This window comes from Microcoleus sp. F4-D5 (assembly GCF_036704885.1).
Lineage (GTDB): Bacteria > Cyanobacteriota > Cyanobacteriia > Cyanobacteriales > Microcoleaceae > Microcoleus.
The window spans coordinates 26,732-50,417 of record NZ_JAUBSX010000054.1 but is presented as its reverse complement, the minus strand read 5'-3'; the positions used below and the strand labels follow the sequence as shown (position 1 = coordinate 50,417).

The window sequence follows — 23,686 nt, the reverse complement described above, 5'->3', positions numbered from 1 at the left end:
TTAATTCAAGACAAGCGACGCACTCCGTTTAATATTGGTCGAGGGATAGAGTTAACGGGGTTTCAATTAGCCGAAGCACAGCCTTTGGCGGTTGGGTTAGAAACTCCAGCAGAAAATTCGCAAGCTTTGTTAGAAGCTGTTTTATATTGGACTGGCGGACAGCCGTTTTTAACTCAAAAAATTTGTAAAATACTGCTCGATCGTGCCAACTATGCATTTATAGAAACTCCCGCCGACTGGGTAGGAAATTTAGTTAGAGAAAAGGTGATTGAGAATTGGGAAGGGCAGGATGAACCGGAACACTTGAAGACGATTCGCGATCGCATTTTACGCAGCGAACAACGGGCAAGTAGGTTATTGGGACTATATCAGCAAATTTTGCAGCACAATGAAATAGCGACTGATGATAGTCCCGAACAAATGGAACTGCGGTTAACTGGATTGGTGGTTAAGCACTCTGGCAAACTTAAAGTTTATAACCCAATTTATCAATCGGTTTTTAACCGAGATTGGGTGGAAAAGCAATTAGCGAATCTCCGCCCTTACAGCCAAAGTTTTCAAGCTTGGATAGAGTCTGATTGTAAAGATGAATCGCGACTCTTGCGGGGTCAGGCTTTGCAAGATGCTCAAACTTGGGCAGTCGGCAAAAGTTTGAGCGATTTGGATTATCAGTTTTTAACTGCCAGCCGGGAAGTCCAACAACGGGAAGTTGAACGAGAGTTAGAAGCCCAGAGACAAGCGAATAAAATTTTGACTCAAGCGAATCAGACGCTAATTAAAGCAGAGCAATTGGCCACCTATAAAGTCACTCAAGCTCAGAATTTAGCAAATGTCATCCAGGAAACGGCTTTTTCTAATGAATCATTTCGTTCAGGACAGACATTCCAAGCACTGTTGGAAGCATTAAAGGCAGGGCAAGCATTCAAACAACTAGATTCTTCAGCCGAGACGACAAAACATCTTAGAGGACGAGTGATAGCTGCGCTGCAACAAGCAGTGTCCGCAGTAAAAGAGCGCAATCATTTGGAAGGGCATAGCAATGTGGTCATTAGCGTCGCCTTTAGTCCAGATGGAAAAACTTTGGCTTCGGCTAGCAGTGACAACACCATCAAACTGTGGCACTTGGAAAGCCAAAAACCCATCGCTACCCTCACCGGGCACAGCAATTCGGTTATTAGTGTCGCCTTTAGTCCAGATGGCAAGACATTGGCTTCTGCAAGCTTTGACAAGACCATCAAACTGTGGAACCTGGAAACCCAACAACCCATCGCTACCCTCACCGGACACAGCAATTCGGTCATTAGTGTCGCCTTTAGTCCCGATGGCAAGACATTGGCTTCTGCAAGCCGTGACAGCACCATCAAACTTTGGAACCTGCAAAGCCAAAAACCCATCGCTACCCTCACTGGACACAGCAATTCGGTCTGGAGCGTCGCCTTTAGTCCCAATGGCAAAACTTTGGCTTCTGCAAGCCGTGACAGCACCATCAAACTTTGGAACCTGCAAAGCCAAAAACCCATCGCTACCCTTACCGGGCACAGCAATTCGGTCTTGAGCGTCGCCTTTAGTCCCAATGGCAAAACTTTGGCTTCTGCAAGCACTGACAACACCATCAAACTCTGGCACCTGCAAATCGAACAACCCATCGCTACCCTCACCGGGCACAGCAATTCTGTTATTAGTCTCGCCTTTAGTCCCGATGGCAAAACTTTGGCTTCTGCAAGCTTCGACAACACCATCAAACTGTGGAACGTGGAAAGCCAAAAACCGCTCGCTACCCTGACCGGGCACAGCAATCCGCTATATAGCGTCGCCTTTAGTCCAGATGGCAAGACATTGGCTTCTGCAAGCTTTGACAACACCATCAAACTGTGGCATCTGCAAACAACCCAAAAACTCATCGCTACCCTCACCGGGCATAGCAATTCGGTCTTGAGCGTCGCCTTTAGTGCAGATGGGAAGACATTGGCTTCTGCAAGCAGTGACAACACCATCAAACTGTGGAACCTGCAAAGCCAACAACCCATCGCTACCCTCACCGGGCATAGCAGTTCTGCCAGAAGCGTCGCCTTTAGTCCAGATGGCAACACTTTAGCTTCTGCTAGCGGTGACAACACCATCAAACTGTGGAACGTGGAAACCCAAAAATCCATCGCTACCCTCACCGGGCATAGCAATCCAATCTATAATGTCGCCTTTAGTCCAGATGGGAAGACATTGGCTTCTGCAAGCAGTGACAACACCATCAAACTGTGGAACCTGCAAACCCAACAACCCATTGCTACCCTCACCGGGCATAGCTATTCGGTTTATAGCGTCGCCTTTAGTCCAGATGGCAAGAGATTGGCTTCGGCAAGCTTTGACAACACCATCAAACTGTGGCACTTGGAAAGTCAAAAACCGCTCGCTACCCTCACCGGGCACAGCGATTCTGTCGGGAGCGTCGCCTTTAGTCCCGATGGCTTGACTTTGGCTTCTGCAAGCACTGACAAAACCATCAAACTGTGGAACCTGGAAACCCAAAAACCCATCGCTACCCTCACCGGGCACAGCGATTCTGTCGGGAGCGTCGCCTTTAGTCCCGATGGCTTGATTTTGGCTTCTGCAAGCTTTGACAAGACCATCAAACTGTGGCACCTGCAAACCCAAAAACCCATCTCTAGCCTCACCGGGCACAGCGATTCTGTCGGGAGCGTCGCTTTTAGTCCTGATGGCAAAACTTTGGCTTCTGCAAGCAGTGATAAAACCATCAAACTCTGGATTTGGGATTTTGATAAACTAATGGCATTAGGCTACAACTGGATTAGCGATTATCTCCGAACCAACCCGAAAGCAACAGAAGAGGATAAACAGATGTGTGCTGATTACCTCAGCCAAGAGTCAATCCAATAGGATTTAGGCAAAAAATGCGGCTGTGGTTCCAGCAGAAGAACGCAAAGTTTGCGAATTTGTCTTAATCCTGGCCTCCAGGAGTGGAATAATTAACTGGAGACTTGTGCTCCTTGGGTGTCGAGGTCGATCGCCCTTACATCAGCCTTCACCCCAAATTCCCCCCAAGCAGCCGCCATTTCCCTCACAACCGCACCAGCATTAGTAGCATCCGTTAAAGCCAAAAGCGTCGGCCCTGCACCGCTAATTACCATTCCACAAGCCCCTGCATTCAACGCAGCTTGTTGCACCGCTTCATATCCCCGAATCAGAGATTGCCGGTAAGGTTGGTGAATTTTGTCTTGGAGGGCGCAGCGCAGCCAGTTTTCATTGCCAGTTTCCAAAGCCCGCAACAGCAAACCGAGGTGTGCGGCATTAAAAATCGCATCAGCCCTGCTGTACTCGCTGGGCAAAACTCGGCGCGCTTCGGCTGTAGAAAGTTCAAAATCGGGAATCGCTACCACCGGGACAATATTCGGATGCCAGGGAATATCGCAAATCTCCCAGGAACCGCTTGGTGGATTGCTAGCAGCGAGGCGACATCCTCCGAGTAAAGCGGGGACAACGTTGTCGGGATGTCCTTCAAGTTCGATCGCCAACTGCATCACTTCCACCTGACTCAAAGGCGCACCGGCTAATTGATTTGCACCGACTAACCCGCCGACAATAGCTGTAGCGGAACTCCCCAAACCTCTAGCCAGCGGCACTTGCATATCTATATGTATCGCTACGGGCGGCGGCGATTGTTGGAGGCGATCGTATAACTTGAGAAAAGCTTGATAAGGGAGATTGCTGTCGTCTGTCTTGACTTTGGCGGCTTCTTGGCCCGTAACGGTAATTTTTAGTTTCTCGGTTGCTGAGGGTTCGAGTCGGGAGAATTGTAAGCGGTTGTAGAGGCTTAAAGCGGCACCGATGCAGTCGAATCCTGGGCCCAGGTTGGCGGTTGTAGCGGGTACGGTAACGGTGACGGTAGAGATTGCGGACATTTTTTGAATAGTTAATTTGGAGTGTTTAACCGCAGATGGACGCGGATGAACGCAGATAAATTTTTGATATCGGTTCGATCGACTATTTTAACTGATTCCTAGAACATCTTCGTAAATTTGTGCGATCGGGCATTGAAAATCTACGCTACCCAAGCGAACTTCTTCGCCCGCAACGTAAGGGTAAAGTTCCCAGCGGCCTTCTGAATTGCGCTGGTAGGATTCTACACTGATTCTTTCTTGGTTAATCAGCACGTATTCTTGTAAAGTTTCTAAGGTGCGGTAGTCGGCAAATTTATTTCCGCGATCGAATGCTGCTGTTGTTGGAGATAAAACTTCTACGATTAAACGCGGGTGGCGTTTGAAATATTCCAGGCTTCTATCTCTTTCGTCGCAACTCACCATGATGTCTGGATAGTAAAACACGTCTGCTCGATCGATTCTGGCTTTCATGTTTCCTATGTAAATTCGGCATCCTCTACCCCGAACGTGGTTTCTCAGCAGTGCAAATAAGTTGCCTGCAATTGTCTCGTGAGCATCACTTGCTCCTGCCATTGCATAAATTTCGCCTTGTCTGTATTCGTGTTTGATGGGGCTGATTTTTTCCCCTTCTAAATAGTCTTCTGGGGATGCGTAGTTGTGACTTTTGTTGGCAATCATAGTTGGTATTTGTTAAAGACTAACCATATTATACGATGTTTTCAAAAGCAATTTATTCTTGCAGCATTTCCAGATGCTTGATGGCATCTTGATAATCGTTGGTATTGCCATCTTTTTGATAGAGTTCGGCTGCTTTATGATAATCGGCGATCGCCCCCGGTTTGTCTTCTAAGAACTCGCGGACTCTGGCGCGGTTGTAGTAGGCGTCGCTGTAGTTGGGGTTGATTTCAATTGCGCGATCGAAATCTGCTTTAGCTGCTGGATAATCTTTGAGATTGCGGGCGCGAATTATGCCGAGTTTGTTGTGGGCTTTGGCGTAGTTGGGGTTGAGGCGGATGGCTTCGGTATAATCGGCGATCGCCCCTTGAATGTCTCCTGCTTCTGACTTGGCTAAAGCGCTATTAAATAAGTCTTCAGCAGGATTTTGAACGATGAGTATTGGCGCTGACTCTGCTGGAATGGCAGGGGATATGCCACCCAAAACGGTAACAAATCCTAAAATGACGATCGCCCGGTAAAAGTGTTTCATAAATCTAAGCAAAAATTCGAGCGACAGAGCAACTAAAACCAGGTAACAAAGGCGAGGTCAATTCATCAGCGCTCAACAGCGTAGCAATGAGCCTTAAACTTGCTTGTTCCCTGCGATAAACTTCTATTTGCTGCAATTGCCAATTCACAATCCAGTATTCCTGTACTCCTCGTACCGAATAGAGTCTGAGTTTCAAATCTCGATCGCGTCTCTGATTGTCTGCACCGGGGGACAATACTTCAACAACTAACTCAGGTGCGGCGGTTAAATGGCCGGCTTCGTCTAGCAAGATAGCCAAGCGTTCATTGCTCACCCAAACTAGGTCAGGAATAACGTTATCAGCATTCGTGAAAATGATACCCGGATTGATTCCTGCTCGTCCTAAATTAGTCTCTCGCGACCAAGTATTAAGTTCTTGGTAGAGGTTGCCTATAGCTTGTTGATGACCCCAATGCGGTGCTCTAGTCACAAATAACTCTCCATCAATAATTTCGTAGCGATCGCCGTTATCGGGCAATAGCTCTAAATCGGCGCTAGTCCAGCGTACTTTATCAGATATTGTCTGGTTCATACAAGCACTCTTGATAGATGATAGAAACATTCTAGACGATCGAGCATCTAAAGCAAAGCATCCACAGGTTTTACTTGCTGTTTGTAGTGAGGACTTCAGTCCTCTCTTTATCTTTTAGTCGATCGGAACTAAAGTCCTTACTACAAATCATGAGATTACTTCAAAATAGTTTTAGAAGCAATCCGAGTTTTCTTGCGATCGGCTTCACTCAATTGTTCGCCAGACTGCAAGCGAGTAGCAGAAGTTTGCAGCACAGTTGCGGCACTTTTATCGCCCATTTGCAGAGCAGTTTTCGCAGCAGTTTGCAGCATTGTCGCCGCGCCTGCCCGATCGCCCTGCTGCAATCTGGTTTCTGCGAGTTGAGTTTGGCGGTATTTAGCCAAAGCTAAAATGTGCTGCTGCACAGTCGGGTTAAGTGCCGGCTGATAAACTTTTAAGACATTAGCAGAAACTGCAACGGGATCGGAAAGCAAACCTTGACCGACAGTCGGATCGTCGTAGCGAATTTGCAATTGCCCGATCGTCTGTGTACCTTCGGGCAACTGTCCAATATAAATATTAGCCAAAACTACTCGCTCTATATCCTTCATTAAATCTCCCAGGCGCACCATAAAACGATCGCCCTCTTGCTGTACTGGCAATTCGATCGTATCCGGGGCAACTTGGGCGATCGGTTTGAGTTCGGCTAACCTTACTTTTGGCATCAGTGAAAATAGCAAATAAGCATTAGTCAAACCTACACCTTGGATGCGAGTAAATAGTTTGCTAAACTCGTCAACCGCATCTTCGGGACGCTGAATGTGAGCCAGAGCACCGCCGCCAGCGTCAGCAATCTTTTCCAAAATATCCTGGTTCCAGTTATCGCCAAATCCCAGAGAATTTAAAGTCATGTTGTAGTCGGCAGCCAATTTAGCCAACTTCAAACAGCGGCTGTCGTCGCCGTGTTCGTTTTCGCCGTCAGTCAGCAGAAATGCCTGAGATATAGCTTCTTTTTTGCCTTTGCCCAACTCTTCAATACCTAACTTAATGCCCTCATCAATTGCTGTGCCGCCGGCCGAGCGCAATTGCTCAATTTGCCGTTTAATGCTGCTGGGCTCTCCCACAATTTGATTGGGGACGAGGACTTTGGCTTTGTGGTCGAAAGCCACCGCGCAAAAGCGATCCCCGGGCTTCAACCTGTCGAGCAAACGTCCGGCGGCTTGTTTGACGGTTTCCAAGGGGCGTCCGCCCATCGAGCCGCTGTGGTCGAGAATCAGGCACAGGTTTAAGGGTACGCTGGAGTCGATCGAGCTTGCCGTCGCAGATACCGAAATCGCTAGCTGGCGCTGCGTTGAGGGCGCGGCAGCGTCAAGGTTAGGGTCGTTTAAAACCGGGAGCAAACTAACTTTCATGCGGGATACCTAAAGATTGCGTTACTATTTCTTTAAGAATAGCTCCATCAGTTCAGGCAACATTTCGGTTATATGAACACACCAATTAAAGCTGTGCAATCGCCATACTACGGGGAAGGGAACTCTCGGACGCCACCTCCCGATTTGCCATCCCTGTTGCTGAAGGAGCGGATCGTTTATCTGGGTATGCCTCTAGTGCCTGCGGTAACAGAACTGATTATCGCTGAACTGTTGTTCTTGCAGTACGAAGACCCCGAGAAGCCGATCAAAATCTACATCAACTCGACCGGCACTTCTGGTTACAGCGGCGAACCCGTCGGCTTTGAAACAGAAGCCTTCGCTATCTGCGATACGATCAGGTACATTAAGCCGCCCGTACACACTATTTGCCTCGGTTCGGCAATGGGGATGTCTGCGATGCTGTTAGCGGCTGGTACAAAAGGCTTTCGAGCGAGTTTGCCCCACGCTTCTATTGTGTTGCACCAACCCAAGGCTTACACGCGCGGTCAAGCAAGCGACATTCAAATTCGGGCTAAGGAAGTGCTGGCAAATAAAGCGACGATGCTTGATATTTTTGCAAGCTGTACTGGCCAACCGATCGAAAAGATTACTAAAGATATGGATCGGTTGCTTTACATGACGCCTTATGAAGCTAAAGAATACGGTTTGATCGATCGCGTTCTTGAAAGTTCGGAAGAATTGCCGAAACCGCTGCCGGCTGGGGTCATCTAACTGGGAATGGGGAATGGGGAATAGGTAATGGGTAATAGGTAATGGGGCATGAGTAAGAATTAAGGGTTAATCGCTAGTAGTTTCTACCCTGATTAGTTATTCAACAGTCTTTTTATGACTAACAAGTCCCAATTACCGATTCCCAAGTACCGATTCCCAATTACCAATGCTCGATGCTTTTAGGCCCGATGCCCAATTGTCCGATCGCCAATTACTAACTAAACGGAGTTCCGAATTATGCCTATAGGTGTGCCAAAAGTTCCCTACAAAATGCCGGGTGGTTATGATACTCAGTGGATTAATATCTACGATCGCCTCTACCGGGAACGAATTATTTTCTTGGGCAGGGACATTGACGATGAAATTGCCAATCAAATCATCGCTGTGATGCTCTATCTTGATTCGGAAGATTCAGGTAAGGATATTATTTTGTACATCAATTCGCCAGGCGGAATGGTGTCGGCAGGCATGGCTATTTTTGATACCATGCAGCACATTAAATCGGACGTGGTGACGATTTGTGTGGGCTTGGCTGCTTCGATGGGTTCTTTCCTGTTAGCTGCCGGTGCGAAAGGAAAACGGTTAGCTTTGCCTCACTCGCGCATCATGATTCACCAGCCTTCTGGGGGCACGCGGGGACAAGCAACGGATATTCAGATTGAGGCGAAAGAGATCCTGCGGCTGCGCCACGAACTCAATAATATCTATGCTAAGAATACTGGCCAGCCGATCGAGAAAATCGAGAAGGACATGGATCGCGACTATTTCATGTCCGCTGAGGAAGCCAAGGAATACGGCTTGATTGACAGAGTGATCGAAGAGCGTCCGTAAGTTATTTTTGCGCGACCGCAGTGCGGGCAACCCTCGCACTACAACCTAGTTCGCAGTAATTTTTGGCAGAATCTTTACATTTAAGGATTCTGCCATATTTAATGGTATTATCAACGCTCATTCATGCTAAATGGATATTGCAGATTATTACCGACAGTTAGGACTGAGGTCTGGTGCGACTTTATCGCAAGTTAAGACCTCTTATCGGCAGTTAGCCAGACAGTATCACCCCGATGTGAATCCGGGAAACGAACAGGCTAAAAATAAGTTTATTGCTATTACTGAGGCTTATAAGTTCCTGGTGAAAATTGCCCCCCCCGATGTTGCGGAGTCGAAGGTTGCCAATTCAACTGTGCCGCCTACTTCGACACCGCCGGATCGGGGGGTGAAAACTCAACCGCAGGCAGTTAAAGTGACTCGAAAAGAGGTCGGGGTTCAATCTCATGCGGATCTGTCGGCGGTAGAACAAAAGTTAAAGCAAGATGCTTATGTTGAGTTGCAGCAGTTGCTGAAATATCAGAGGTTCCCGCGGGCGATCGCCTTGATTGAGGGTTTGGCGCAGCGGGTTCCCGAAGATTTGGAGGTGCGTCAGTGGCAGGCGATCGCCTATCAGCGCTGGGGACGGCATTTGATCGGAGAAAAGCAGGTTGATAAGGCGAGAATTTATTTGAAAAAGGCTGTGAAAACTGACCCTCACAATCGGGCTTTGTGGGCGGAAGTTGAGCGGGATTTTCGCCGGTTGGAAGAGATTTATTGAAGCGATGTTGCATCCCCCTTTTGCAGGGGGTCTGCGTCGTAAATTTTTAATTTTTCTAAAATAACTTGGGTATTTTCAGGTCGGTTTTCCGGTAGCGGTTCCATTAATTCGTCGATCGACTCTAGGAGTAACGGGTCAATATCTACAGCCTGGTTCCTCCAATTAATTTTACCAGTTTTTTCATTAACGGGAAAGTCGATCGGCTTTATGCCTGTTAATAAATGTACAAAAGTACGCCCCAGGGCAAAAAAGTCCGATCGCACGCCTGCTTTACCTGCAATTTGTTCCGGTGCGGCGTATCCAGCAGAACCTATGGGTGCGGTATCTATATCTGCTTCTGTTGCAGCGCCGAAGTCAATTAATCTCAATTTCCCATCCGCTGCAAGCATCAGGTTGGATGGCTTAATATCCCGATGTACTAAATGATATTTGTGGATTTCCTGCAAAATATGAAGCATTTGTTGCAGCCAATCAAGAGCGAGCTTTTGAGAAACGTACTGGTTTTTAGTTAAGAATTCTGCCAAGTTTTCTCCGCTAATTTTTTCCATTACCAAACAAGACAATTTCTGGGAATTATTGGGCAGTGGAATCTGGAAATAACCGTCAGGTTTGACTTGGGGAACTTGGGCCTTTCCGGCAAGCCAAATCAAAACTCGCGCTTCTTGCTGTAACAAGCGAAGTAAATCGGGATTGTGGGTGTGTTTCAAGACTTTTAAAATTTTGACAGTTCCCCATTCGTTTTCCCCTGTTCCCAAATCTTCGACTTCAAAGATGTCAGTGGGGCGTGCGGGATTGGGCGATCGCACTGGTTTAAGGATGCGGTAGCGATCGGCAATTAACAAAACCGTGCCGCAAGCCTGACAATTTTGAGCAGCAGCAGGATTTTCGCGTTGTTCGCATTGAGGATTGATGCAGTAAATCATACCATTTTAGATTTTAGATTTTAGATTGGAAATGACTGACGCTGTATCGGTTTAGAGCTTGCTTTTGCATTCTTTTTTGAGAAGTCGTATCACTTGGATCGATCAATTAGCATAAAACGCAGTAAATTTATGCAACCCTATTATTTCCAAAACTTTCAGGCTATAGTTGACTAATTTCTATCAGCACTCTAGCAAAAACAGTCATTTAGGGGGTCTTTAACCCCTGCTGTGACCTGTTCACTTGTCCCAGTGTCCCTTACCTGATAATAGCTTACAAGCAAGCTCATCTAGCAATTTTCTACCGACACCACACCGTGTTCGCTATACCCAGTTATCGCCCCAGCGGTTTGAGGGGTTTTGGGAGTAACTGAAAGTAGTAAATCCTTGTGTCACGGGGTTGACAGTCTTAAACTGGTACTGTTACAGCAAGCGAAACGCCTGACACAGGCGATAAACCTTGTTAAACTACTACTGTGCCAAACCCAACAGGACATATCGACTCAATCAAGAAAACTCAGTTTTCCTCACCTTGGCGATCGGGTGCTACCCGCACCATTCGAGTGCCGATCGTTTTAGCTGATACAACTCTCGAATATGCCCGTCAACTCGATCGAGGTATTGAATCGCGTGACACAGTGAATAACGCTAGCTCTGAAATAGAAGTAAACGCAACTCCATCCCCTGACACACGCGATTCAAGTGGTGAAGTCAAACAGTTAAAGGATGAGGTTGAACGGTTGCAGAACGAGTTAGGTAACTTGCGGAACCAAAACGAGTTACCAGAGGCTGCTGACCGATTAAACAGGCTAAAGGCTAAAAGGAAGAAATCAACCGTTTCCCTCGCAGATATCGAGGCAATTTTAGAGATGATTGAGCGGTAAACCCCAAAAAGGGAATTAGGAAGCTACGCCCCTTAAGACGGGGCTTTATTTCGGTTCCTAGTAAAACAGAGTATTTAAGTGTATTTAAGAGTATTTAACTGTATTTTTCACCTTAGGCGGCTATCATAGCCGCCTATTTCTAAAAATGAAGGTATTTGCCCGATTTTGAGGGTTGACTTGAAGGACTCAATTCGACGATCGTAAAAAGACGAGAGACAGCCACCGGGCGGCAACCCGATGACTGCTGTTTTCTCAATTGGAACTATCAATTGAGAACTTTTATTATGTCACAAAAATCCGCACTGCTGAACCCGCGATCGCAATTTTTAACGAATTCGTGGGATAAACCGCTTGCAATTCGATGGTATCGTGATGCCATCTTCGATATCATCTCTCACTAAGAAGCATTTAACGTACTCGACATCGGCGTTAAATCCGTGCAGTGGTTGCACCAGGGTAAGAGCATCTCAATCAGGCTTGACACAATGATTTGAGAATAAGCATCATGTACTCCTCACTCATCGCTGCCCGGTTCCTTTTTTGTCTCAAGCTACGCGATAGGGTGGTTTCTTGATTGAGGGCATTAAGGGCCATCCGTCTGACTACCGCCAAATTTCGAGGGCTATTAAACGCTCTGATCCGAGATTTATCTTCTTCAAAAGTCACATCTAAAACCCAATGTTCTTGATTTTCAATGATCCAATGTTCGCGAATAATAGAACCATGTTTTTGAGCATCTACGGTTAAAGAACTTAGATAGAACTGGACTTCATGAGAGGTTCCATTCCACTCTTGTCGAAACCGTTCGACTATAACAACCGTCTGGAGTCCCGCCCATTTATCTTGATTATAAAGACCTCCAAATTCTGAAACGGGAATGGCCCAAACTCTTCTCTTCTGAATTCGGTTATGCCCTTTTTCTATTTGACGGTAATCCGTCATGTTAACCCCAGCAAATTGGCGACTTGATTGGACTTCAAACCAAGATTTAATTCGATGATAAAGAGTCGGGTGATTACTTTTTAAGCAAACTACATAATTAGCTTTTTTCTGAACAATCTGTTTAATAATCTCCGTTTGATTTCCCATTGCATCCATCGTAATAATTGCGCCGGTTACGTCGATTAATTCTAAGAGAGCTGGAATTGCTGTAATTTCATTGGAATGGCTGTCTACCTTAACTTGGCAGAGGACTAAACGATTTTTTGCAGCCCACGCTGTCACTAAATGTAAATTTTTTTTGCCCTGGTTTCGGTCATAAGACCCCCGAAGACTTTTTCCGTCAATCGGGATAACTTGGTTAACAACTGAACCGAGAAATTTTTGCACCCATTGAGTTAACTTCTGTTCAAAAATTTGGGGTTCTAATTTTTCAAAAACTCTACGAAACGTATCATGATGAGGAATGCCATTGGGTAATTCTCAAAATTGTTTGAGCCAGGATTGTTTACTTATTCCATAATTTTCCATATCTTCCCATCCGTTACCTCCAGCTATTATCGTTAACAAAGCAATTACTAGAATATCTTTAAGTAAGTGATATTTAGTACGGTCAACTCTTGGATCGGGTAGCTCATCAAAATAATTCAACAAACCCCCTTCTAGTTCTTGCATAGAAATAGGTTGAGGCTGGGTTTTTATGGTTTTTAATTTAGCACTCGCAACAACGGGTGAAAATCCTTTATTCATAGAGTATTCATTCCTATTTTCTACTGAGCTTGAGAGTTATTATAGAATCTCTCGGACAAACCGGGCAGCTATAATACTGCACCCTCTTTTGGGAGTCTGTTACATTTGATACCAAATTAGATGCGCTTACCCTGCCTACACTTGGGCAATATTTGAAGGCACTGAATTGAGAAAAAAGCAAGTAGAAAAATATGTATGTCGGCGTCAAGAACCTAAAAAAAGATATCGCAGACGGAGTACATTTGGTGTTGGCGCAAGATGGAGAAAAGTGGGTTAATTATCTAGAACAATATTCTCATGAGGTGGAACAGTTAATAAAGTTAACTCGAAATAAACGCCGCTTTTACCAACAAGGTATGCGGGCTGCAACCCTGATTCGGTCTATCTCCTAGGCCTCTTTGTCACCCCCCCAGGGACAAAAGAGATTTAGCCAATGTAGATAGGAGCGCCCAACGGCTAAATTGAGCGGCAGCGAGTAACTTTAGCTTAACTGAAATTATCTCTGTTAAGTCAAGGCTAGTTTACAAGCATCAAGTCTTTGAGTTAAGCATTGCTCTGGCAACTTTCGAGATACGAGTGAAAACATTTTTACCAACTGGTGTTTTGTCCATTCATAGTTCTGGTGTAGCTTACGCTCAAAAACCCGGTTTCTACCCAATGTCGATCGATCGCAGATAAATTTCAGGGTGCAATGTCGATCGATATACACTAGAAATATTGTGTATCGCCAGTTTTTCAATGACGCTGCCTCCCGGATCTCGTTCTCCTGCTTTGTTCCAAACGCTTTCGCTGGTAGCCGATCCGATCGCATTTTTCGATCGCTATTCTGCCAAATACGGCGATACATTTACCGCCCGCGTGTTGGGGCCCGCTTCGCCCCCCGTCGTGTTTCTGGGCCGTCCAGAAGCGATTCAGGCGGTGTTTACGACCTTAGCCGATGCCTTTGAGTTTGGCAAAGTGACCAACGTATTTCGGCCGCTGGTGGGAAATGAATCCCTAATTATGAATGAAGGGCCGCGACATCTGCGACAGCGACAGCTATTAATGCCCGCGCTGCATCGGGAACAGTTGCACAGTCAAGGGCATTTGATTGTTGATTTGACGAAAAAGCAGACGATCGACTGGAAAGCCCCAGATGCGATCGCAGTCCGCGAAGAAATGTCAGAAATTTCGCTGCAAGTAATCTTGCAAGTCGTGTTTGGATTAGTGCCGGGAGAGCGTTACGAACGGCTGAAACAATTGCTCAGCAAGCTTTTAGAGGCGATTACCTCTGAACTGTATTCGATACAATTTTTCTTTGAACCGTTGCAGCAAAATTTGGGTTCTTGGAGTCCGTGGGGGCAGTTTTTGCAGCAGATGGCGCAGATTGACTCGCTGATTTATGCGGAAATTGCCGAGAGGCGATCGCATTCTCTCGATTCGTCTCGCACCGATATTCTGTCGGTGTTGATGATGGCCCGCGACGACAGCGGCGAATCCATCGGCGATCGAGAATTGCGCGATCAGTTGATGACGCTGTTGTTGTTGGGACATGAAACGACTGGATCGGCGTTGACTTGGGCGTTTTACTGGCTGCATCAGTTTCCCGAATGTCTCGCTAAGTTGCGGCAGGAATTGGATGAATTAGGCGAGAATCCCGATCCCGTGGCACTTTCGCACTCGCCCTACTTAACAGCAGTCTGCAAGGAAGCGCTGCGGGTTTATCCAATTGCCTTAATTTCGCAGCCGCGCAAGGTGAAACGGACGATCGAACTCGAAGGCTATACATATCAACCGGGAACGATTTTAGTACCGTGTGTCTATTTGGCGCACCGTCGCCCTGAAACCTACGAAAATCCGGCCGGGTTCAATCCCGATCGCTTTTTACACCGCAAGTTTTCCGCCTCTGAATTTTTACCGTTTGGAGGCGGGAGTCGAAGCTGCATCGGGATGGCGTTATCGATGTTTGAAATGAAGCTGGTTTTAGCAACAGTGCTGTCTTCGCGCGAGTTTGTATCGAATCTCGATCGGCCAATTCGTCCCGCCCGCCGGGGAATCACTTTTGTGCCGCCCGATCGGTTTCGATTAACGGTTGTGGGCGATCGGCGTTAGATTCAGTGAAATGCCGTGTCAATCGATTTTAGATTTTAGATTTTAGATTTTAGATTGAGCCGACGGATAAATTCGGGGGGCAAGTTTCATCGGATACAGGTTTTTTATTTCTGGGTCCTGAGTCTGCTTTCGGAATGAATCCGGGGGCTTGTATCCTGTGCTTTCGGTCAAGAAAGATATGTTATTCGATGAAAACCCCAGCAACTTTGTCTCCATTCATCGTCATGTGTGCCACAAATTCATCTCCACCATCTTCAAAACTCAGCTTCCACAAATAAATCTGAGAATTACCTTGTTTTAGATCGCCAAAATAAGTAATTGAATATCCCTGTTGCAGGCGTGAAGCGAGCTGCTCGCTAACATCGTCAAACATTTGTTGTGTAATGCTCGCTTTGTAGCCTGCATCTCCCACTGTGGTAAAAAGCTCGTAATTTTTCGATGCCGTGGCATCCAAGATAACCTGCAAACAATCGAGGATGTTTTGAGCGGGGGCTGTCGGGTTCATGAAGATGTCCTTCTTTTAGGGTGCTATCAAAATCTTCTAGCTCAGACTGCTGTCTAACTGTTAATTCTACCGCTATTGCGATCGAATTAGGTAAATTGATGTCGATATCACGGAATGAATAACCGACCAGCTCCCATATAATTGTCTGCGTCTAAAACAATCTCAACAAGACGCTTAACACATCGCTCTCGGTAGTCAAATTCGTCAAGGCGATCGATATCTGTAATTGTCTATACAGGAAACGAATCTGCTGTATTTTCCTCACGCATTACCCGTTCAAGTGAATCCTCACCCTTCATGTTTCGGTTGGCTGTGAGTATCATCATTTGATTTTCTTGACCGTAACGCCAAACCAAACGATCGCTAGCGTCCATCAATAGTCCAGCTTCCCTAAAAGTAACAAATCGGATCGACACGAGTTCAAGCCAACCGAGTTTTGTCAAGATTCCGAGCAAAAGAAGAGCGTAGCCGTCAAGATTGTAGTCAACTAGGAAAGTCATTGTTTCTGTGCGACACGTCTCGCTTTTTGCTCCTCAAGTTTTGCCCGGAGAGCTTCTTGTCCGGGCTTGTGCGGCGTCATTGCAATGCGATCGAACCGTTCGCGGTTGCGATTTTCCCAATAGGAGCGAATTTCTGCTCTTGTTTGTAATACCTGTTGATACTCAGTTTCGATTTGAGCGCGATTTGCTTCAATCTAAGATAGAGCAGCGTTAATTTGATCCTCTGTCAGGTTAAATTTATTACGAATCTATTTTGGTGAATACTCAGCTTTCAGAAAATCTATGACATCGTATAGAGTCAATCGAGTGCCTGAAATCGTCAGTCCTCGCGGCGTGCGGATAATAGTCGCTTCTGTTTCAGATACTGAAGTCATACCTATAGCCTTCTATTATTTATGTATCGGATGTATCTCATGCAATCGGTTGTACAGTTACAGCAGATTGCAGGTTTATGAGGTACATCAATATCCTGTAGGGACCAGGCTAAGCCTGGTCCCTACTTTGGCTATTTACCTCATATATCCGAAAAGAGCTGTAATTTCCTGAATCAGCGGATCTAATTCACTAAACATTTTACTCCAAATCCCTCACACAAAGTGACTGTTTAGCCATTTGTTTGTACTCATCCAAACCTGACTTCAGCGCAAATTCTGCAATTGCTACGGGATAAGCAGCAGTGAGTTCAATTACATGTTCTGCCATCAGAGGCCAAACCTGCCCGCCTGCCTTAGCGTATGCTGAGATTAACTGATTGAGAGCGCCTTCACCAAACGTGCGGTAATGAGCGACAAAATCAATTGCTGGATCGTTGACGGTTGCTTCAGTCCAGTCAATAAAACCAGTCACCTGTGCCTGTGCATCAATAAGAATGTGTCCAGCGTGTAAATCACCATGAGTTAACACCGTTTCTTTCGGCCAAATTTCATCTCTTTGGAGCCATGATTGCCATCGGTTCCACAACTCTTGACCAACCCCAAACTCGTTTTTTACTGCATCCATCCTCAGCTTCATTGCCGCCCTTACTTCTGTCGCTGTCTCAATAATGGGAATACCTACTGCGCGCGCTTTCTCGATGCTAACTTGGTGCAGGGAAACTATACCTTTAGCTAGCGATTCATGGAATTTATCTGGCACATTAGCTGGATCAATTTCCCACACATAGGCTTTGGCTTCTAAATCAACTGTACCCGCCGGCACGCCCTTTAATGCCCTGTAAACGATGAGTTCATCTGTGGCAACAGTCCATAGCGGTACTTCCACGCTTAAAAGAGGAGCAATCAGTTCCAGCGTGCGTTTTTCCTTGTTCGCCGACTGCAGAACATCCTCCCGCCTAGGAAGACGCAAAACCCAACGTTCTCCCTCAGTGTCGGTTGCCAACACGACTTGAAAATCGAGTCCTGATTCATTAAATTGCAGTGAGCTTTCTTCAATAGTCAAACCGTGCTGATGAGCTAACTCAAGCACTTCTTGCGGTGATTTCATCTTTTCGATCGAGTTTTTTACTATCGAGTTTTTTACTATTGCATATCAACAATGCTGCTTGCAGCTACACAACTGTTAATTATAACGCTGTTGCGATCGAATCCACTTTTAAAGTACGATCGACCGCAAACACATTCCCCCAAACCTAACTATTTATTGCCTCAGCAACAATAGTGCGGTGTCGGACGGTATTGCAAGTGATTGTCGGCTGAGCAAAACCAGAATCAATTAAAGCTTGCTCGATATCCAACCCAAAATACTGATCCAAATAAGGCTCCGTACTCTTGAGTAAAGTCAAAATATAAGGAGGCATTTTGGCATAAACTTCCGACTGAGGATTCATATCCATAATTGTCAAATGTCCGCCAACACGCAGCAAACGCCTCGCTTCCCGGAACACTTCTCTAGTAGCTTTCTGCGGCAATTCGTGACAAACTAAACAAATAGAAACTAAATCAAAAGCAGCCGCCGGCAAACCAGTAGATTCAGCAGCAGCGTGAACCCAAGTCGGAGATTTTTGATTTAAAGATTTAGATTCTCGCTGTTGGGAACGGTATTTAGCAACTGCTAAAAAATAAGGCGACAACTCTACCCCAGTCATCTTCGCTTCCGGGTAAACTTCCCCAAGAGCAAACGTACTCAATCCCACACTGCATCCCAAATCCACAATATCTTGCGGTGAAGAAGCAATCTGAGATTTGATGACTTCGTGATAGCTAGCGCGGAGTTTAGCATCGCCTTTTGCACCCGCTTCCGGCCAAATTGTGGCATGAACTGTACGGGCAGCAACTTCAACTTCTGTAGCAGCTTCCCAACTCATATTACCTTGTTCGTAAGCGTGGAATGAAGTTAGATAATATTTGGGGTAAACCAGATCGGGATTTTGGACGCTGAGCAATTCTGCATCCCAATTTCGAGCTAAAAGTGCTTGGGATTCTTGTCGCCAATGCACTCCGATTTTTGCGGCTCTTTTTATCATCATTTCCCGCGCTTGGTGCTTGGCTAGATTAGCTAAAGGCTTGATGGAGAGTACGCCATTTACTAAACGCGAGGCTAATCCGGGAGTTTTGTTAACTGCAACAGTCATCTTTTAGGTTTTTCTATTTTGCGCCCTCAATTTTAACACATTTGGGTGATTTCGAGTCGGTCGATATAATGAAACTTAACTTTGTGCTGGCGAGTGAAATGCAAATGTTTTGTGAAAAAGGCTTTTTTTAATGAACCGCAGAGGGCGCAGAGAACGCAGAGTTAGAAAAGAGAGCAAAGATTGGAGTTGGGCAAAAGTGGCTCGGGTGGTATAATATTTATTTGCACCTACCTACTTAGTGCTGGGGAATTTACCCGCAATCGGGAATCGGATTTGCCGAAGCTGGAGTATTTGGAAGAACACTTTAAATCTGGCTATTCAGGAGGTTGTGATGAGCAAATCTATTGTGGAATTGGTTGACAATTTGCAGTCTGGTGGCGTCACTGTGAGGCTGTTAAAATCTCTCGATTTTGTGGTGCCGGGGGAGTGGAACAATCTAACGGGTTTTGATAATACTATTCAAGCGGTGACAGGGGAAACAAAGCGCAAATTAGTTGGGAAAATTCACGATCGCGCGATCGAGCTTTACGCCAACCCCAACGAACCATATCAAGGCGTCGTCAGGCTTTACCAGTTAGCAGACAGCGCCGACAGTGCGTTAGGTGCAACGGCTATGGCGAATAAAATCGGCGAAAACATCGGCTTTCTTTCCTTTCTCAACCGCCTCACTCCCAAAGCTGACACAACTCAAACGATCGACTTGTGCGTCAAAGTGGCGATCGAGCTAATTGCCTTCTGCAAACTGAACAATATTTCCCTTGACAATGTGGGAAATTTTGGTAATTATTTATCTCATTACAAAGGCGAATCTCTGATGCGGATGGCTGCATTAGTATGTGCTGACGGTTTAATTCCCCTCGGCCCGGACTTCATTCGAGTAGCGCAAAATACCCTAGGCGGATTGAATCCTTCAACCTTGCAGCAAAACTCAACATTCCAAAATATCAGCAACCTAATTCCCGGCGCAAATAATTCACAAAAGTTCGGATTTGTGACAGCAAGTTTCGCCTCAGCTCAAGGTTGGATGAACAATTTAGTGCAGTCTCGGGGCTTAACTCCCGCCATAGTTTTAGGTCATCTCAAGCAATACATTGATGTTGCCGATGACAAGTTGGATTATGTGGCGGCGTTTTTAGACATGACTACCAATTATTACGAACATACGGGAATTCAGACGGTTGCTCGCCGATTGATCGATCGAGCTTATGCTGAAATAGCCTCTGGCAGATACTAGAAAACTCGTTCTCAGGTGAGGGAACAGTGCGAGGCCCAGCCTCTGGATATGCGTTCCCAGGCTGAGCCTGGGGACGAGAGAATAAACCTGGCAATGTGAGTTAAAATAAGCTGATTATGTTTAGCAAACCTCTTTTAATCGCATTGTGAAAAACAAATCGCTTCCTTCATCGGTAACAGTCAAGCTCGGCAAATTTGTCTGGACATCAATGTGGCAATTAATGATGTCAAAACTAGCGCCGCCCGATCGCACGGGAGCATACATTCGCCCCAGCAGCAGTTTCCGCAACTTTGTCAGCACAGCACCAGACAACCCTCACCAACCCGCTGCGGGACGGTATCGCCTCTTCGTGGGTACGGGATGCCCTTGGGCGCACCGCACTCTGGTGACGAGGGCGCTCAAAGGGCTTGAAGATGCGATATCCGTTTCTGTTGTCTATCCCTCGGAAGGGGGAATGTGGGTGATGGAGTCGGAGACTTTTGGCTGCAACACGATGCCGGAACTTTACCAGTTGGCTTTACCGGGCTATCAGGGGCGGTGTACGGTGCCGGTGCTGTGGGATGACTCGACAAAGACGATCGTCAATAACGAGAGTTCGGAAATTATTGTGATGCTAAACTCGGAGTTTAACGAGTTTGCTAGCAATCCTGAAATGGATCTTTATCCTCTGGATTTGCGATCGCAAATTGATGAGTGGAATGAGAAGATTTACCAATCGGTGAATAACGGCGTTTATCGCTGCGGTTTCGCGCAATCTCAAGCTGCTTATGACTCGGCTTGCAGTGAATTGTTTGCTGTTTTAGACGAGATAGATCGATCGCTGTTGAGGAGTCGTTACCTGTGTGGCGATCGGGTGACTTTAGCAGACGTGCGGCTGTTTACTACTCTATTCCGTTTTGATGCTGTTTACTACAGCTTGTTCAAATGCAATCTGCGCCGCATTCAAGATTACGAGCATTTGGGAGCTTATCTGCGCGATTTGTACCAGTTACCGGGCGTTGCTGGCACTTGCGATTTGGAGGCTGTGAAGCGCGATTATTACGGCAATTTGTTCCCGCTGAATCCCGGCTGCATTATCCCCGCTGGCCCCGATCCGGCGAGTTTGCTCAAAGCTCACTCACGCGCAGAGATCAGAAACCGGGTTTCTTAACAAAATCGGGCGTGAGGATGCCAAAATTATCGCAGAAACCCGGTTTCTTGGATGCTTGGGCGGAGTCCATCTTATGCTTGAATTTCATTTATTGGCTGGTTTAAGCTGTTCTCCATTTAAATTGTGTGTCAAAAATCACTCCAATTCTTGTGGGATGGGCACGCGATCCCGTCCCGAATATGCAATTTAAACGCGCAACAGTTTACTTCTTCGTCTTCAACTTCAAAATTTATTAGCCAATTAGCTCCAAACCCTTCGCATCAGAGGAAACACCATTCTTCATCCGCCCCGCCACCACCATCAGTAGCAAAGCCAAACTGTCGTTAGAGAGCCCATCAACCAATATCTGCATATCTAACAAAGACTCTAGTTGCTTTGGCACTGACATCTGACTGCTGTTGCCAAATCCCTCTCCCCCCGTCAGCCGATTGCAGAAGTAAGCGCGGGCTCCCGGCTTGATCTCGTCCATTGCCTCGATTAATTTCCACAGCACCTCCGTAGAAATGCCAGTCTTCCCCCGCCGAAACTCAGAAATATGATTCTCGCTAACGCCTGAAAACTTGGATAACTGTTTTCCAGATATCCTGTAGCGTTCAATAGTCATCCTAAAAATTTCGGAAATCATTGTAACTTTTTGTGACAATAATCTATGATTAGCCTTTAGCGGTGGTATTGTCATTAAGTTATCGGTCAATAGCCCAATTAACAGCCCCACAGCTTTAATAACTCAATCAATTATAACTCTGCCCGCATTATGTAGTGTCGGCGCAGTTTTATTTTGCCCTGAGCACAATATACACCAACCGAATTTTAGTTTCCAGGCTTGACGCAATCAGGCTTGTAGACTCATCATCGGTGAGGTCTAATGGCTGTGGCTTGTTTTACGAAACGAAAGGCAAGATTTGAATACAAATGGCAGAGTATGGTATCCAGTCATATTTCTCTGTCATTTAATTCAAATTAACATACGGGTTTCGAGCGTGCTGTGACTAGAGTCACATTTTAGTGGCATCTATTTATAAATTTAGGATCTAAGAAGTGTCAAGAAACTTAACACAGCCGATTTCTCTACAATTACCCAAATGGCCTGAGCCTAATTTAAGTAACGTAACTGTGGGGAACCGAAGGCTGAGTGTAGAGGAAGTCGCCAGGGTTGCCCGCTGTGGAACCAGAGTTCGGTTGAATGATGCAAGCGATATTGCTGAACGAGTGCAAGCATCCTGCGACTACATTGCGAATGCTGTCGAGTCGGGAAAGCCGATTTACGGAGTTACAACTGGCTTTGGTGGGATGGCCAATACAGCGATCGCACCTGAAGAAGCCGCGAGTTTGCAAAACAATTTGATTTGGTTTCTCAAAGCTGGTGCAGGACCAAAGCTGCCCGCAGCTTGCGTCCGCGCCGCCATGCTGTTGCGAATTAACTCCCACCTTCAGGGCGCTTCAGGAATTCGGCTGGAGTTAATTAAACGGACGATCACATTTCTCAATGCAGGAGTCACGCCTCACGTTTGTGAATTGGGTTCGATCGGCGCTTCCGGCGATTTAGTTCCCCTAGCGCACATTACAGGGGCATTAATAGGTCTAGATGACAGTTTCACTGTTGATTTTAACGGCAGAGAAATGTCAGCAATTCAAGCGCTGGAATTATTAGATTTACCAAGAATCGATTTGCGCCCCAAAGAAGGGTTGGCAATGGTTAATGGTACATCTGTAATGACCGGCATTGCTGCCAACTGCGTCCGGGATTCACAAGTAATACTTGCCTTGGCAATGGGTACTCATGCTTTGACCATCCAAGGATTAGGCGGAACAAATCAATCGTTTCACCCCTTCATTCACAAGCTCAAACCTCATTTTGGTCAAGTGTGGGCGGCTTCCCAAATGGTTGAACTCCTCGCAGGTTCCTGCTTGAATCGAGATGAGTTAGATGGGGAGCATGATTCTCGCGGCGAGCATCCGATACAAGACCGTTATTCACTGCGTTGTTTGCCTCAGTACCTAGGGCCGATTGTGGATGGAATTGCAGAAATTGCCCAACAGATTGAAGTTGAAATTAACTCTGTTACTGACAACCCTTTAATCGATACCGAGAATCAAGCTAGCTATCACGGCGGTAATTTCTTAGGGCAATATGTTGGCGTTGGGATGGATCGGTTGCGCTATCTTTTAGGTCTGCTAGCTAAGCATTTGGATGTGCAAATTGCGCTGTTAGCTGCACCTGAATTTAATAATGGTTTGTCGCCTTCTCTGGTTGGCAACACAGAACGTAAGGTCAACATGGGATTAAAAGGTCTGCAAATAGCTGGAAACTCGATTATGCCGCTGTTGACTTTTTACGGAAACTCAATTGCTGACCGCTTCCCCACTCACGCTGAACAATTCAATCAGAATATCAATAGCCAAGGATTTGCTTCAGCTAATTTAGCTCGTCGCTCAATTGAATTGTTCCAGCAATATATGGCAATTTCCCTAATGTTTGCCGTCCAAGCTGTTGACTTGCGAACCCGTGAAGTCGCCGGTCATTATGACGCGCGGGAGTGTTTGTCGCCACTTAGCTTGCCGCTATATGAGGCAGTGCGCGAAGTTGTGGGACAGCCGCCGAATGTTGATAAATCTTACATTTGGAATGACAACGAGCAATCTTTGGATATACACATTGCCATGATTGCTGCTGACATTGCACGGGAAGGACGAATTGTACAAGCTGTGAACCATATTTTATCAAGTTTGAAGTAGGAAGCAGAAAGGGAAGGGGAAGAAAT

General features: G+C 46.2%; 22 protein-coding genes and 1 pseudogene. 10 read left to right on the top strand and 13 right to left on the bottom strand.

Features of this window, described 5'->3' with window-relative positions:
* The coding region (locus QUA80_RS22370; protein ID WP_333427262.1) for a WD40 domain-containing protein at positions 1-2,892 on the top strand (2,892 nt) is incomplete at its 5' end.
* Positions 2,893-2,981: 89 nt separating this feature from the next.
* Here the strand turns inward: QUA80_RS22370 and thrB are convergent.
* The 5 genes from thrB to QUA80_RS22345 all read right to left on the bottom strand — a co-directional run bounded on the left by thrB (position 2,982) and on the right by QUA80_RS22345 (position 7,062).
* Positions 2,982-3,914, bottom strand: a complete 933-nt coding sequence (gene thrB / locus QUA80_RS22365) for a homoserine kinase (protein WP_333427261.1) — start codon at positions 3,912-3,914, stop codon at positions 2,982-2,984.
* An 87-nt stretch (positions 3,915-4,001) separates the two neighbouring features.
* Positions 4,002-4,571 (bottom strand): Uma2 family endonuclease, encoded by a 570-nt coding sequence (locus tag QUA80_RS22360; RefSeq protein ID WP_333427260.1) that lies wholly within the window; start codon positions 4,569-4,571, stop codon positions 4,002-4,004.
* Between the two features lie 52 nt (positions 4,572-4,623).
* Positions 4,624-5,100, bottom strand: a complete 477-nt coding sequence (locus tag QUA80_RS22355) for a tetratricopeptide repeat protein (RefSeq protein WP_333427259.1) — start codon at positions 5,098-5,100, stop codon at positions 4,624-4,626.
* Positions 5,101-5,104: 4 nt separating this feature from the next.
* Positions 5,105-5,671: a Uma2 family endonuclease gene (locus QUA80_RS22350; protein WP_333427258.1), complete on the bottom strand. Its 567-nt coding sequence runs from the start codon at positions 5,669-5,671 to the stop codon at positions 5,105-5,107.
* A 155-nt stretch (positions 5,672-5,826) separates the two neighbouring features.
* Positions 5,827-7,062 carry a VWA domain-containing protein gene (locus QUA80_RS22345; RefSeq protein WP_333427257.1) on the bottom strand — a complete coding sequence of 412 codons (1,236 nt, stop codon included), beginning with the start codon at positions 7,060-7,062 and terminating at the stop codon, positions 5,827-5,829.
* A gap of 72 nt (positions 7,063-7,134) precedes the next feature.
* Here QUA80_RS22345 and QUA80_RS22340 point away from each other — a divergent pair, with 72 nt between their 5' ends.
* The 3 genes from QUA80_RS22340 (at position 7,135) to QUA80_RS22330 (ending at position 9,382) form a co-directional block, all read left to right on the top strand.
* A complete protein-coding gene (locus QUA80_RS22340) occupies positions 7,135-7,794 on the top strand; it encodes an ATP-dependent Clp protease proteolytic subunit (RefSeq protein WP_333191593.1) in 660 nt (219 codons plus the stop codon).
* Between the two features lie 237 nt (positions 7,795-8,031).
* On the top strand, positions 8,032-8,625 hold the full coding sequence (locus QUA80_RS22335) for an ATP-dependent Clp protease proteolytic subunit (protein ID WP_333427256.1): 594 nt from the start codon (positions 8,032-8,034) through the stop codon (positions 8,623-8,625).
* A gap of 130 nt (positions 8,626-8,755) precedes the next feature.
* Positions 8,756-9,382 (top strand): J domain-containing protein, encoded by a 627-nt coding sequence (locus QUA80_RS22330; protein ID WP_333427255.1) that lies wholly within the window; start codon positions 8,756-8,758, stop codon positions 9,380-9,382.
* Here QUA80_RS22330 and QUA80_RS22325 read toward each other — a convergent pair.
* Positions 9,376-10,305 (bottom strand): serine/threonine-protein kinase, encoded by a 930-nt coding sequence (locus QUA80_RS22325; RefSeq protein ID WP_333427254.1) that lies wholly within the window; start codon positions 10,303-10,305, stop codon positions 9,376-9,378. The genes QUA80_RS22330 and QUA80_RS22325 overlap by 7 nt on opposite strands.
* A 473-nt stretch (positions 10,306-10,778) precedes the next feature.
* Here QUA80_RS22325 and QUA80_RS22320 point away from each other — a divergent pair, with 473 nt between their 5' ends.
* Positions 10,779-11,186: a hypothetical protein gene (locus QUA80_RS22320; RefSeq protein ID WP_333427253.1), complete on the top strand. Its 408-nt coding sequence runs from the start codon at positions 10,779-10,781 to the stop codon at positions 11,184-11,186.
* 471 nt (positions 11,187-11,657) lie between these two features.
* Here QUA80_RS22320 and QUA80_RS22315 read toward each other — a convergent pair.
* Positions 11,658-12,875, bottom strand: a pseudogene (locus QUA80_RS22315) (ISAs1 family transposase).
* A 191-nt stretch (positions 12,876-13,066) separates the two neighbouring features.
* Here QUA80_RS22315 and QUA80_RS22310 point away from each other — a divergent pair.
* On the top strand, positions 13,067-13,267 hold the full coding sequence (locus QUA80_RS22310; RefSeq protein WP_333427252.1) for a hypothetical protein: 201 nt from the start codon (positions 13,067-13,069) through the stop codon (positions 13,265-13,267).
* A 346-nt stretch (positions 13,268-13,613) separates the two neighbouring features.
* On the top strand, positions 13,614-14,966 hold the full coding sequence (locus QUA80_RS22305; protein ID WP_333427251.1) for a cytochrome P450: 1,353 nt from the start codon (positions 13,614-13,616) through the stop codon (positions 14,964-14,966).
* Positions 14,967-15,147: 181 nt separating this feature from the next.
* On the opposite strand, the gene QUA80_RS22300 is transcribed toward QUA80_RS22305, so the two are convergent.
* The 5 genes from QUA80_RS22300 to QUA80_RS22280 all read right to left on the bottom strand — a co-directional run bounded on the left by QUA80_RS22300 (position 15,148) and on the right by QUA80_RS22280 (position 18,540).
* Positions 15,148-15,471, bottom strand: coding sequence for a hypothetical protein (locus QUA80_RS22300; protein ID WP_333427250.1), 324 nt, complete (start codon positions 15,469-15,471; stop codon positions 15,148-15,150).
* 230 nt (positions 15,472-15,701) lie between these two features.
* A complete protein-coding gene (locus tag QUA80_RS22295; protein WP_333427249.1) occupies positions 15,702-15,971 on the bottom strand; it encodes an ACP S-malonyltransferase in 270 nt (89 codons plus the stop codon).
* A gap of 248 nt (positions 15,972-16,219) precedes the next feature.
* Positions 16,220-16,345, bottom strand: coding sequence for a hypothetical protein (locus QUA80_RS22290; RefSeq protein WP_333427248.1), 126 nt, complete (start codon positions 16,343-16,345; stop codon positions 16,220-16,222).
* A 199-nt stretch (positions 16,346-16,544) separates the two neighbouring features.
* Complete coding sequence (locus QUA80_RS22285) at positions 16,545-17,453, bottom strand: macrolide 2'-phosphotransferase (RefSeq protein WP_333427247.1); 909 nt, start codon at positions 17,451-17,453, stop codon at positions 16,545-16,547.
* Between the two features lie 145 nt (positions 17,454-17,598).
* Positions 17,599-18,540 (bottom strand): class I SAM-dependent methyltransferase, encoded by a 942-nt coding sequence (locus QUA80_RS22280; protein WP_333427246.1) that lies wholly within the window; start codon positions 18,538-18,540, stop codon positions 17,599-17,601.
* A 331-nt stretch (positions 18,541-18,871) separates the two neighbouring features.
* Here QUA80_RS22280 and QUA80_RS22275 point away from each other — a divergent pair, with 331 nt between their 5' ends.
* Together QUA80_RS22275 and QUA80_RS22270 are read left to right on the top strand one after the other, a co-directional pair.
* Positions 18,872-19,774 (top strand): hypothetical protein, encoded by a 903-nt coding sequence (locus QUA80_RS22275; RefSeq protein WP_333427245.1) that lies wholly within the window; start codon positions 18,872-18,874, stop codon positions 19,772-19,774.
* A 208-nt stretch (positions 19,775-19,982) separates the two neighbouring features.
* Complete coding sequence (locus tag QUA80_RS22270) at positions 19,983-20,924, top strand: glutathione S-transferase family protein (RefSeq protein WP_333427264.1); 942 nt, start codon at positions 19,983-19,985, stop codon at positions 20,922-20,924.
* A 232-nt stretch (positions 20,925-21,156) separates the two neighbouring features.
* Here the strand turns inward: QUA80_RS22270 and QUA80_RS22265 are convergent, their stop codons facing one another.
* Positions 21,157-21,528, bottom strand: a complete 372-nt coding sequence (locus QUA80_RS22265; protein ID WP_333427244.1) for a helix-turn-helix transcriptional regulator — start codon at positions 21,526-21,528, stop codon at positions 21,157-21,159.
* A gap of 434 nt (positions 21,529-21,962) precedes the next feature.
* Here QUA80_RS22265 and QUA80_RS22260 point away from each other — a divergent pair, with 434 nt between their 5' ends.
* Positions 21,963-23,660, top strand: a complete 1,698-nt coding sequence (locus tag QUA80_RS22260) for an aromatic amino acid ammonia-lyase (protein ID WP_333427243.1) — start codon at positions 21,963-21,965, stop codon at positions 23,658-23,660.
* Positions 23,661-23,686: the final 26 nt, after the last annotated feature.

Excerpts from the sequence above, each read along its gene's own strand:
- thrB (WP_333427261.1), bottom strand. The coding sequence starts at position 3,914 with ATGTCCGCAATCTCTACCGTCACCGTTACCGTACCCGCTACAACCGCC.
- QUA80_RS22300 (WP_333427250.1), bottom strand. The coding sequence starts at position 15,471 with ATGAACCCGACAGCCCCCGCTCAAAACATCCTCGATTGTTTGCAGGTT.
- QUA80_RS22305 (WP_333427251.1), top strand. The coding sequence starts at position 13,614 with ATGACGCTGCCTCCCGGATCTCGTTCTCCTGCTTTGTTCCAAACGCTT.
- QUA80_RS22270 (WP_333427264.1), top strand. The coding sequence starts at position 19,983 with ATGTGGCAATTAATGATGTCAAAACTAGCGCCGCCCGATCGCACGGGA.
- QUA80_RS22295 (WP_333427249.1), bottom strand. The coding sequence starts at position 15,971 with ATGACTTTCCTAGTTGACTACAATCTTGACGGCTACGCTCTTCTTTTG.
- QUA80_RS22340 (WP_333191593.1), top strand. The coding sequence starts at position 7,135 with ATGAACACACCAATTAAAGCTGTGCAATCGCCATACTACGGGGAAGGG.
- QUA80_RS22280 (WP_333427246.1), bottom strand. The coding sequence starts at position 18,540 with ATGACTGTTGCAGTTAACAAAACTCCCGGATTAGCCTCGCGTTTAGTA.
- QUA80_RS22345 (WP_333427257.1), bottom strand. The coding sequence starts at position 7,062 with ATGAAAGTTAGTTTGCTCCCGGTTTTAAACGACCCTAACCTTGACGCT.
- QUA80_RS22275 (WP_333427245.1), top strand. The coding sequence starts at position 18,872 with ATGAGCAAATCTATTGTGGAATTGGTTGACAATTTGCAGTCTGGTGGC.
- QUA80_RS22360 (WP_333427260.1), bottom strand. The coding sequence starts at position 4,571 with ATGATTGCCAACAAAAGTCACAACTACGCATCCCCAGAAGACTATTTA.
- QUA80_RS22355 (WP_333427259.1), bottom strand. The coding sequence starts at position 5,100 with ATGAAACACTTTTACCGGGCGATCGTCATTTTAGGATTTGTTACCGTT.
- QUA80_RS22350 (WP_333427258.1), bottom strand. The coding sequence starts at position 5,671 with ATGAACCAGACAATATCTGATAAAGTACGCTGGACTAGCGCCGATTTA.
- QUA80_RS22310 (WP_333427252.1), top strand. The coding sequence starts at position 13,067 with ATGTATGTCGGCGTCAAGAACCTAAAAAAAGATATCGCAGACGGAGTA.
- QUA80_RS22285 (WP_333427247.1), bottom strand. The coding sequence starts at position 17,453 with ATGAAATCACCGCAAGAAGTGCTTGAGTTAGCTCATCAGCACGGTTTG.
- QUA80_RS22265 (WP_333427244.1), bottom strand. The coding sequence starts at position 21,528 with ATGACTATTGAACGCTACAGGATATCTGGAAAACAGTTATCCAAGTTT.
- QUA80_RS22330 (WP_333427255.1), top strand. The coding sequence starts at position 8,756 with ATGGATATTGCAGATTATTACCGACAGTTAGGACTGAGGTCTGGTGCG.
- QUA80_RS22290 (WP_333427248.1), bottom strand. The coding sequence starts at position 16,345 with ATGACTTCAGTATCTGAAACAGAAGCGACTATTATCCGCACGCCGCGA.
- QUA80_RS22335 (WP_333427256.1), top strand. The coding sequence starts at position 8,032 with ATGCCTATAGGTGTGCCAAAAGTTCCCTACAAAATGCCGGGTGGTTAT.
- QUA80_RS22325 (WP_333427254.1), bottom strand. The coding sequence starts at position 10,305 with ATGATTTACTGCATCAATCCTCAATGCGAACAACGCGAAAATCCTGCT.